The following is an 8,993-nucleotide window of genomic DNA, read 5'->3' on the forward strand; positions in this document are numbered from 1 at the left end:
TTGGCAAAATACCTACAACCGCATTCGACCGCACTCCTCCTTGAGCTACCGGCCGCCTGCGCCCGTCACCTTCCCGGATCTGGCCTTCCGGCTACCCATGGCCGCCACCATGCAGTAGCCTCGCGATCGGCTCGGTCCAAAATACCGGTCAGGTCATTCCGCAGGGAGAAGCGTTCGAACGAGACCCATACCTCGACCACCGATCCGGGCGCGCCGCTCTACCGCAAGGCGGAGGGTCACTTGCCTCCGACCGGCGTGAGTGCTGGCAGCATCCGGCCGGGATGTCGGGGCAGCCTTTTGGCGACGCTGTGAAGACCTCGGCCGGATCGCGCGCCGTGCCGGGGGCCGACCGAACGCTTGGCTCAGGGCGCCTCGCCGAGTTCCTTTTTCGCGCGACCGATCGCATCGGTGCAGCCTTTGGCGTCACCCTTGCCGTCGGCGGTGCTGGCTTCGTCGAGGGCGACCTTGGCGGCCTGGGCCTTGTCGGCGCCCTTACCTGCATCGGCAGATTTCTCGTGGGGCGTGTTCGAGGCATCACCAGACGCGCCGGTCTTGCCTTGGCCGCCGCGGGCTGCAGCATCGGCCTGCCCACCGGAGCTCGCCGAAATCGCGTCCTTGCCTTCCTCGCGCACCTTGCCGGACAGCGCCTCGATCTGTTCGGAGCAGGGCGAAGCTGCGACGGGGCTAGCCGCCACGGTGACGAGCAGGGCGGCGGCTAGGTACGCGTGACGCGTCATCGGTCTGTCCTGTTGCGATCGTCGAGAGGGTGGATCGACTGCCGTCGAGAACCCTGTTGCCATGGATGAGGCGGCGCGGCGAGATGGCAGCCGAAGGTCAGAGGGCTTCGACGCGGAGAAGCCGCTTTCGCATTCGCGCCCCTCTCCCGGCACTGGGGGAGAGGGGCGCGCAGTGGACTCCGGAAAGAATCAGCTGCTCAGCTGGTCCTTGATCGGCAACTGCCGGATGCGGCGGCCGGTTGCGGCGAAGACCGCGTTGGCGATGGCCGGAGCCACCGGCGGGACGCCGGGTTCGCCGACGCCGCCGAGCGGGCTGTCGAAGCCGGTGGAGGTGACGAGATGCACCCGCAGGATCTTCGGCGCGGCGTCCATGCGGACCACTTCGTAGCCGTCGAAGTTGTTCTGCTCGGCACGGCCGTTCTTGAAGGTGATCTGCGAGGAGAGGGCAAGGCCCATCCCCATCACCACGGCGCCTTCCATCTGCGAGCGGATGCGCTCCGGATTGACCTGCGCCCCGCAATCGACGGCGATGTCGATGGCGTGGACCTTCACCTCGCCCTTGTCGTCGACCTCCACCTCGGCCGCGACCGCTGTGTAGGTGACGAAGCTGTAGTGCCCGGCGACGCCGAGGCCGCGGCCCTTCTCGAGCTTGCGGCCCCAGCCGGCGCCCTTCGCCACCGTCTCGATCACGCCGCGCAGACGGCCGGTGTCGACCGGATAGCGCGCCGGGTCCTCGCCGTAGTTCCAGACGTCGCCGAGAGTCATCGGGTCGATCTTTCGGGCGGGGCCGATGAGATCCAGCAGATAATCCTTCGGGTCGCGCCCCGCGGCATGCGCAAGTTCAGCCACGAAGGACTGGATCGCGAAGGCGTGCGGGATGTTCGAGACCGATCGGAACCAGCCGATACGCACGTGCGCGGCGGCCTCCGGGTTCTCCAGCCGGACGTTCGGTAGGGCGAACGGCAGGTTGGTGAGACCCATGCCGAGCTCGAACGGCAACTCGTGCTTCGGATCGGGCGCGAAGATCGAGCCGATCGTCGGCGCGGTCGAGCGATGCAGCCAGGCCACCGGCATGCCCTTGTCGTCGAGGCCGGCCTCCAGGCGCTCCACCGAGATGGTGTGGTAGTAGCCGTGATGCAGATCGTCCTCGCGGGTCCAGAGGAGCTTGACCGGCGCGCCGTCCACCGCCTGCGAGCAGAGCGCGGCCTCGACGATGAAGTCGGGCTTCGACTTGCGGCCGAAACCGCCGCCGAGAAGCGTGACGTTCACTTTCACCTTCTCGTCGGCGAGGTTCAGCCGCTTCATCAGCCGGTCGTTGGCGGCCTGCGGACCCTGGATGCAGGCCCAGACCTCGCAGAACCCGTCCTTGACGCGGGCGACGGCGGCGGGGGGCTCCATCGGCGCCTGGGCAAGGTGGGGCACGAAGTACTCGGCCTGGATCTTCGTCTTGGCCTTGGCCATCGCGCCGTCGACGTCGCCCTGGTTGCGCACGACCTTGCCGGGGGCACGGGCCGAAGCTTCCAGCTCCTTGCGGAAGGCGGTGGTGTCGTAGCCTGCGTTCGGGCCGTCGTCCCAGACGATCTTGAGCGCCTCGCGGCCCTTCATCGCTGCCCAGGTGTTTTTCGCGATCACCGCGATGCCGCCCAAGGGCATGAATTCCGAGGGGATCTCTCCCCCCTCGACTTTTACGGTTTTTACGACGCCCGGCACCTTCAGGGTCGCAGAATCGTCGAAGCTCTTCACCTTGCCACCATAGACGGCCGGCCGGGCGACGACCGCGAACAGCATGCCGTCGAGTTGGGTGTCGAGACCGTAGATCGCCTTGCCGGTGGTGATGTCGTGGTTGTCGATCAGCCCGATCTTGCCCTTGCCGATATAGCGGAAGGCCATGGGGTCCTTGAGCACGACGCTCTCGCGGGCCGGCACCGGCAGCTCGGCGGCGGCGGCGGCGAAGTCTCCGTAGCCGGCTGTCTTTCCCGACTTCTTGTGGCTGATGACGTGGTTCTCGGCCACGACCTCACCGACCGGCACGCCCCATTGCTTGGCGGCGGCCTGGACCAGCATCAGTTTCGCAGCCGCGCCCACGTGGCGGAAATGCTGGAAGAAATGGCGGAGCGAACGCGAGCCGTCGGTGTCCTGGTTGCCGAAGCGGCTCTCGTCGCCCCAGGCCTGGATCACCTTGACCTTCGACCAGTCGGCCTCGAGTTCGTCGGCGACGGTGAAGGCGATCGAGGTGCGCACGCCAGTGCCCATCTCGGAGCGGTGGTTCGTCACCGTCACAGTACCGTCGGCAGCGATGGCGACGAAGATCTTCGGATCGTCGCGCCAGCCATGCGGCATGCCGTCGGCGCCGTACTTCTTCTCCTTCTGCTCCTTGGTCTGGCCTTCGTCGGCGCGGGCGTCGCGGAGCGAGAGGGCGAGCACCAGGGCACCGAGTCCGCCGAGCGCGGCGCGGCGGCTGACGTTGTCGAGGATCGCGGGCGCCTTGGGGGCGGGCGCGGCGGCGAGGTCGGCCATGAGCTTTGAATCGTGGATCACAGCTTGCCTCCCTCGTTGCCGGTCGGCTGGCCGGCGGCCTGATGGATCGCCGCGCGGATGCGCGGGTAGGTGCCGCATCGGCAGATGTTGCCGCTCATCGCCTCGTCGATGTCCTGGTCGCTGGGCTTCGGCGTATCCTTCAGCAGGGAGGCGGCCTGCATGATCTGGCCGCACTGGCAGTAGCCGCACTGGGCCACGTTCAGATCGCGCCAGGCGACCTGGACCGGATGGTTTCCGTCGGGCGAGAGCCCTTCGATCGTCAGCACCTCCTGGCCTTCCGCCGCCGAGACCGGCGTGGTGCAGGAGCGCGTGGCCGTGCCGCCGAGATGGATCGTGCAGGCGCCGCAGAGCGCCTGACCGCAACCGAACTTCACGCCGGTGAAGCCGAGTTCATCGCGCAGGTACCAGAGCAGCGGCATATCGGGGTCGCCGTCGAAGCTGCGCTCCGCCCCGTTGACGGTGAGTTTGATCATCGTTGCATCCTGTCGTGAGGCCGCCGCACCCCGCCTGAGCGACGTGAAGCCGGTTCCGGAGGGCGATCGTCGGGAGCGAACCGCTCGGTCGATCGCCGAGAGAATGCGGGACGAATCCGCTACGGCCGATCAATCGCTGCCGGCACGCGCACGAAGGCCCCCGCCCCCGCACCGCATCTTGGAATGCTAATAATGTATCCGCGCGCAGGACATTCGCGCAATGCGGGCCCGGGCGGGGATTTCGCTGCATGGTTGCGTGCGGCGCCGGTGGCGTGACGTTTCGCACATCGTGACGGGGTTCGGGTTGCCGCAGGGACGACACGCTCCTGAACCCGCAGGGGCGGAAAGCGTCTCAAACCCGTGCCGCGGACTCCGCGGCTACGACGAAACCGACGCCCTCGATCTCCGGGTGGCCCTCCGCGTTCGGCACGGTGAGCGGATAGAAGCTCATCCGGAGACGGCGAATGCCGCCCGGTATGGTCCTGGAGGGGACCGGCACGGGAATATCCGCGGTGGCGAGGCCCTGCCGCAGGGCTGCGTGGAGCGGCGCGGAGAGCCGCTCCTCCAGGGCCGGCAGGGCCGCCCAGATGGTCTGGCCGAGGCCCCCACCGAAACCGCTGCCGCCGAGGTTCGCCAGCGCGCGATTGCGGTGCTGCAGCCTCAGATCGCGGTCGAGGAAGCCCAGGCCGACGGGGGCGTGCTCCAGGACCCCTTCGAGCAGCGCGCTGGTGAGCCGGCCCTCCTCGCGGCGGAGCAGCAGCAACCACGCGAGCAGTGCCACCGCCCCCCACGCCGTCGCCCCCGTCAGCACCGCGAGCAGCAGTCCGCGCAGGCGGTCGCTGCGCTGTATCTTGGCGACCCGCTCGGAGAGCTGCGCCCGGATCACGGCGACCTCCGCGCGGATCGCATCCATGATGCGCTTGCCTTCACCGGTGCGCACGAGGTCGGTGGCGGCCTCGAAGCCCTGCTCCTTGCGGAGCGCCACGACGCGGGCGGCGAAGTCCCGCTTCGCCGCGACCAGCCCGACGAGTGGTTTTCCGCCGCCGACGAGGGCCTCGGACCGTCCGTGGGTGATCGTCGTCAGCTGTGCGAGGCTCCGGTCGATGGCGTCGCGGGCGCCGTCGTAGGGGATGAGGTAATTCTCGCCGCCGACGAGCACGAAGCCGCGCTCGCCCGTCTCCAGATCCTTGATCGACGAGAACAGGCGCTCGACTTCGAGCACCACACCGCCCGCCTCCGCGACGCGGTCGCGGCTCGATTCGGCCATGAGATAGTTCCAGCCGGCGGCGAGCAGCGCGACGACGAGCAGGCCGAAGGCCACCGGCGAACTGACGAGCGCCGAGGTGAGCCGCGACCGGCGCCGGTTCCAGCGGCGCAAGGCGGCGATCGGGGCGAGCATGATGATAGTCCGGGACTCTGCGACGAGGCCTGGGAACACTATCACTCAGATGACGGGCGGACAGAGCGCTCGCGGAATTCGGATCACAGCGCCGTGATAAATTCCGGCACCACCACGCTCGCTGGTCCGTACCGCGCCGCGTCGAACAGCCGAGCGTTGTCCGACGGTTCCAGGTTGAGCTCCCAGGTGCGGATGCCGAGCGTGCGGGCCTGTGCGACGTAGCCCGCTGCCGGGTAGACCGCGCCGGAGGTGCCGACGGCGACGAAAACGTCGGCTGTACGGAGCGCCGCGTCGATGGCTTCGAGGTGCTTCGGCATCTCGCCGAACCAGACGATGTCCGGCCGCAGGCTGCCGGCCCGATTGCAGGCCGGGCAGGGCGTGCCGACGAAAAGGTCGTCGCGCCAGGGATGGACGGTCTCGCAGGCGAGGCAGCGGGCCTTCAGCAGTTCGCCGTGCATGTGCATCACGGCACGGTTGCCTGCCCGCGTGTGCAGATCGTCGACGTTCTGGGTGCAGAGGAAGAGCGCTCCGCCGCGATCCCGCAGGTGCGTCTCCAGTGCAGCCAAAGCCGTGTGCGCGGGATTGGGTGCGGCTGCGATCACGCCGCTCCTTCGCAGGTTGTAGAACTCGTGGACGAGGGCCGGATCGCGGGCGAAGGCCTCGGGCGTCGCCAGCGTCATCGGATCGAACCGGCTCCACATCCCTCCGCGATCGCGAAACGTGCCGAGGCCGCTCTCGGCCGAGACCCCGGCTCCGGTCAGCACGAAGATGTTTCTGGGTGACGCCATCGCTCACGCCCCTCGCCGATACAGGATCCGTCGTCTCGCATCGCTTTTATCGGAGATTAACCAAACTGGCGTTCAATCGAAGACGGTTAAGGTTGATGTTCCCCTGACGGCCGAGTTGTCCTCTCCGGCCCTCGATCGCGCTGTTCCGAGCGCGGCGAGGGCGGGACGGCATCCGTGCGGGGTACGCGTATCCGAGTACAGCCCGCATGATCGACGACGCGTATCGCTACGGCCGCCTCGCCCGCCGCCCCCGTCGCCGCCGGCTTCGCGTCGACCTGCTGGCGATGACGGCCGCGGCAGCGATCGTCGTCGGCGCACTGCCCCGTTTTACGGCGAACACCGATGCCGCCGTCGAGCTGGAGCCGGCCGCTGCGTCACAGACGGCCTCGCTGCCCGCGACCGCCACACCCGGACGCGACGCCTGGTTGTTCGATCCGACGCCCGCCCTCGGATCCCGGAAGCTGTCGATGCGCCAGGTCACGACCCTGCATGCGGCCTTCGAGCCGGTGGTCGCACCGCCGGCCGTCGTCGCGGCCTTGGTCGCGCGCGAGCCAGCGCGGACGCCGCGTCCGCAGCCCGTTCAGCAGACGGCCCGACTGATGCCGGCTCTCGCGCCGCAGACGGTGCCCCTGCCGGTGCGGCGCCCCTCCGATCTGCTCGCCGCGCGTGTCACCACGGTCGCGCGGCTCGAACGGCCGCTCGCGCCACGCGCCCGGGCTGCCGCCCAGGAGAATGCCGAGGCCGAGCGCTCGTTCTTCGATACCGTGTTCGGCGCCAAGCCCGCCACCGAGGAGGGGCAGGCGCTCGCCTATGCCGGCGTCGACACTCAGAGTCTAGGATCGAGCCCACGCCGCTCGGCGGTCGCGCCGCAGGCCGGCGGCGGAACCGCGATCTACGACATCAGCGCGAGCCGGGTGACGCTGCCGAGCGGTGAGGTGCTGGAGGCGCATTCGGGCCTCGGCGCCAGCATGGACAACCCGCACAACGTGCATCTCAGGATGCGTGGCTCGACCCCGCCCGGCACCTACGACCTCACCGAGCGCGAGGCGCTGTTCCACGGCGTGCGGGCGCTCCGCCTGAACCCGGTCGGCGGCGCCGGCGCGATCCACAACCGCAACGGCCTGCTCACCCACACCTACATGCTCGGATCGAGCGGCGCTTCGAACGGCTGCATCTCATTCCGCAACTACCCCCGCTTCCTGCAGGCCTATCTCAGCGGCGAAGTCCGCCGAGTGGTGGTTGTGGCCGGATCGAAGGGGGATCGGGTGCCGAGCTTTGCGAGCCGATTGTTCGGGGCGAGTGCTTCGGCGGAATGAGGCGCGCCTACTGCACCCGCTGCGCCAGGATCTTGTCGATGCGCCGGCCGTCCATGTCGATCACCTCGAGCCGCCAGCCTTGAGTCTCGACGGCGTCGCCCTCGGCCGGGATACGGCCGAGTTCGACGATGACAAAGCCGGCCAGCGTCGAAAAATCGTCGGTGCGCGGCCGGTCGGGGAAGGCGAGGCGGTCGAAGGCCTCGCCGGCCGGCATCATGCCGTCGATGAGGAGCGAGCCGTCGGCGCGCTCCACCACCATGGCCTCCTCGCCTGGGTCGGGAATCTCGCCCGCCATGGCCTCGAGCAGGTCGGTCTGCGTGACGATGCCCTCGAGGCTGCCGTACTCGTCGACGACGATCGCCATGCGCACCGGCTTGGTGCGGAACGCCTCCAGCACCTTCAGGATGGCGAGGCCTTCATGCACCACGATCGGCTCGCGCATCGCCGCGATCACATCCGGCTCCTTCCCGTCGAGGAGCTGGTCGAGCAGGTCCTGCTTCCTCAGCACGCCGACCACGTCGTCGATGATGGCGCGGCTCACCACGATCTGCTCGTGGCGGCATTCGCGGATGGCGCGGACGATCTCCTCCGGGCTGTCGTCGAGATCGACCCAATCGACCTCACCGCGCGGCGTCACGATCTCGCGGATGCGGCGCTCGCCGATGGCGAGGATGCGGGCCACCGCGTCCTCCTGTGCCTCGTGCAGGAACCCAGCGTCGTGGCTCGCGGTGACGAGCAGGCTCAGTTCGGCCGGGGAGGGCAGATTCTCCTCGCCGGTGCCGGGCTGCAGGCCCATCAGCTTGAGGACCCCGTTGCCGAGGCCGTTCAGGAACATGATCGCCGGGCGGAAGATCAGCAGGAACAGGCCGAGGGGCCGCACGATCACCAGCGCCGTGCGCTCGCTGCGCTGAAGCGCGAGGCTCTTCGGCGCGAGTTCGCCAAGCACGATGTGCAGCCCGGTGATGATCACGAAGGCGAGCGCCACGGAGAGCGTGTGCGTGCCGACGCCGGCGAATTTTTCGGGCAGCCAGGCGAAGGCCGGCTCGATCAGATGGGCCAGCGCCGGTTCGCCGACCCAACCCAGCGCCAGCGACGAGATGGTGATGCCGAGTTGGGTCGCGGCGAGATGCGCGTCGAGCTTGTCGGTGGCGTGTTGGAGCGCCTTGGCGTTGAGCCGCTTCTCGTTGACGAGTTCGCTCACCCGGCTGCGCCGGACCGCGACCAGCGAGAACTCCGCCGCCACGAAGAAACCGTTGGCGAGAACGAGCGCCAGGACCGCGAGCAGCCCGAGCGCCGTAGACCAGCCGTCGTCGAAAATCGCGCCCTCCGAGGCGTAAAGCCGCCTCCGAGGCGACGCCTGCGCTTAGAGCCGAATGTCGGGGCGGCGTGAAGGGGTCATACACGCGGCCCTAGGCCGCCAGGTCGAGCCGGGGCGGTCGGCGTTCCAGCCGGGCCAGCGCGATCGGCTTGACCGCGTCGAAGCCGATCGCCCCGAGCCGGATCGCGTCGGTGACGGCCGAAGCGACGACGTCCGTGGGCATCGCCTCCATCAGGTGCAGCACCTGGATGAACTCGCGCTTGCCGCGGTTACCCGTGCGCGCCTCCAGAAGGTGACGCAGGTGCTGGAACGACTCGGGCAGATCCCAGCCCTGGAGTGCGGCCGCCTGGTCGAGGGCGTTCGGTTTGGACTCGATCAGCGCGAGGTCATGCAGCGGATCGGAGACGAACACGCCGGTACTGTC

General features: G+C 68.8%; 7 protein-coding genes and 2 pseudogenes. 2 read left to right on the forward strand and 7 right to left on the reverse strand.

The window, feature by feature from the left end; all coding sequences use genetic code 11:
* A pseudogene (locus tag MHA02_RS21380) lies at window positions 1-118 on the forward strand (IS3 family transposase); the annotation flags it as partial.
* Between the two features lie 244 nt (window positions 119-362).
* Here MHA02_RS21380 and MHA02_RS21385 read toward each other — a convergent pair.
* The 5 genes from MHA02_RS21385 to MHA02_RS21405 all read right to left on the reverse strand — a co-directional run bounded on the left by MHA02_RS21385 (window position 363) and on the right by MHA02_RS21405 (window position 5,935).
* Window positions 363-737: a hypothetical protein gene (locus tag MHA02_RS21385; protein ID WP_147082556.1), complete on the reverse strand. Its 375-nt coding sequence runs from the start codon at window positions 735-737 to the stop codon at window positions 363-365.
* A 189-nt stretch (window positions 738-926) separates the two neighbouring features.
* Window positions 927-3,275, reverse strand: coding sequence for a xanthine dehydrogenase family protein molybdopterin-binding subunit (locus MHA02_RS21390; RefSeq protein ID WP_147082558.1), 2,349 nt, complete (start codon window positions 3,273-3,275; stop codon window positions 927-929).
* Window positions 3,272-3,748, reverse strand: a complete 477-nt coding sequence (locus MHA02_RS21395; RefSeq protein ID WP_147082560.1) for a (2Fe-2S)-binding protein — start codon at window positions 3,746-3,748, stop codon at window positions 3,272-3,274. Before MHA02_RS21395 ends, MHA02_RS21390 begins: the two co-directional genes overlap by 4 nt.
* Before the next feature lie 352 nt (window positions 3,749-4,100).
* Window positions 4,101-5,147 carry a CHASE3 domain-containing protein gene (locus MHA02_RS21400; protein WP_147082561.1) on the reverse strand — a complete coding sequence of 349 codons (1,047 nt, stop codon included), beginning with the start codon at window positions 5,145-5,147 and terminating at the stop codon, window positions 4,101-4,103.
* Window positions 5,148-5,230: 83 nt separating this feature from the next.
* Window positions 5,231-5,935 (reverse strand): NAD-dependent deacylase, encoded by a 705-nt coding sequence (locus MHA02_RS21405; RefSeq protein WP_147082563.1) that lies wholly within the window; start codon window positions 5,933-5,935, stop codon window positions 5,231-5,233.
* A 206-nt stretch (window positions 5,936-6,141) separates the two neighbouring features.
* On the opposite strand from MHA02_RS21405, the gene MHA02_RS21410 reads away from it, so the two are divergent.
* Window positions 6,142-7,251, forward strand: a complete 1,110-nt coding sequence (locus MHA02_RS21410) for a DUF2778 domain-containing protein (RefSeq protein ID WP_147082565.1) — start codon at window positions 6,142-6,144, stop codon at window positions 7,249-7,251.
* Window positions 7,252-7,258: 7 nt separating this feature from the next.
* Here MHA02_RS21410 and MHA02_RS21415 read toward each other — a convergent pair whose 3' ends face one another.
* Together MHA02_RS21415 and MHA02_RS21420 are read right to left on the reverse strand one after the other, a co-directional pair.
* On the reverse strand, window positions 7,259-8,524 hold the full coding sequence (locus tag MHA02_RS21415) for a hemolysin family protein (protein WP_147082567.1): 1,266 nt from the start codon (window positions 8,522-8,524) through the stop codon (window positions 7,259-7,261).
* 139 nt (window positions 8,525-8,663) lie between these two features.
* A pseudogene (locus MHA02_RS21420) lies at window positions 8,664-8,993 on the reverse strand (IS21 family transposase); the annotation flags it as partial.

The organism is Methylobacterium haplocladii (assembly GCF_007992175.1).
GTDB lineage: Bacteria > Pseudomonadota > Alphaproteobacteria > Rhizobiales > Beijerinckiaceae > Methylobacterium > Methylobacterium haplocladii.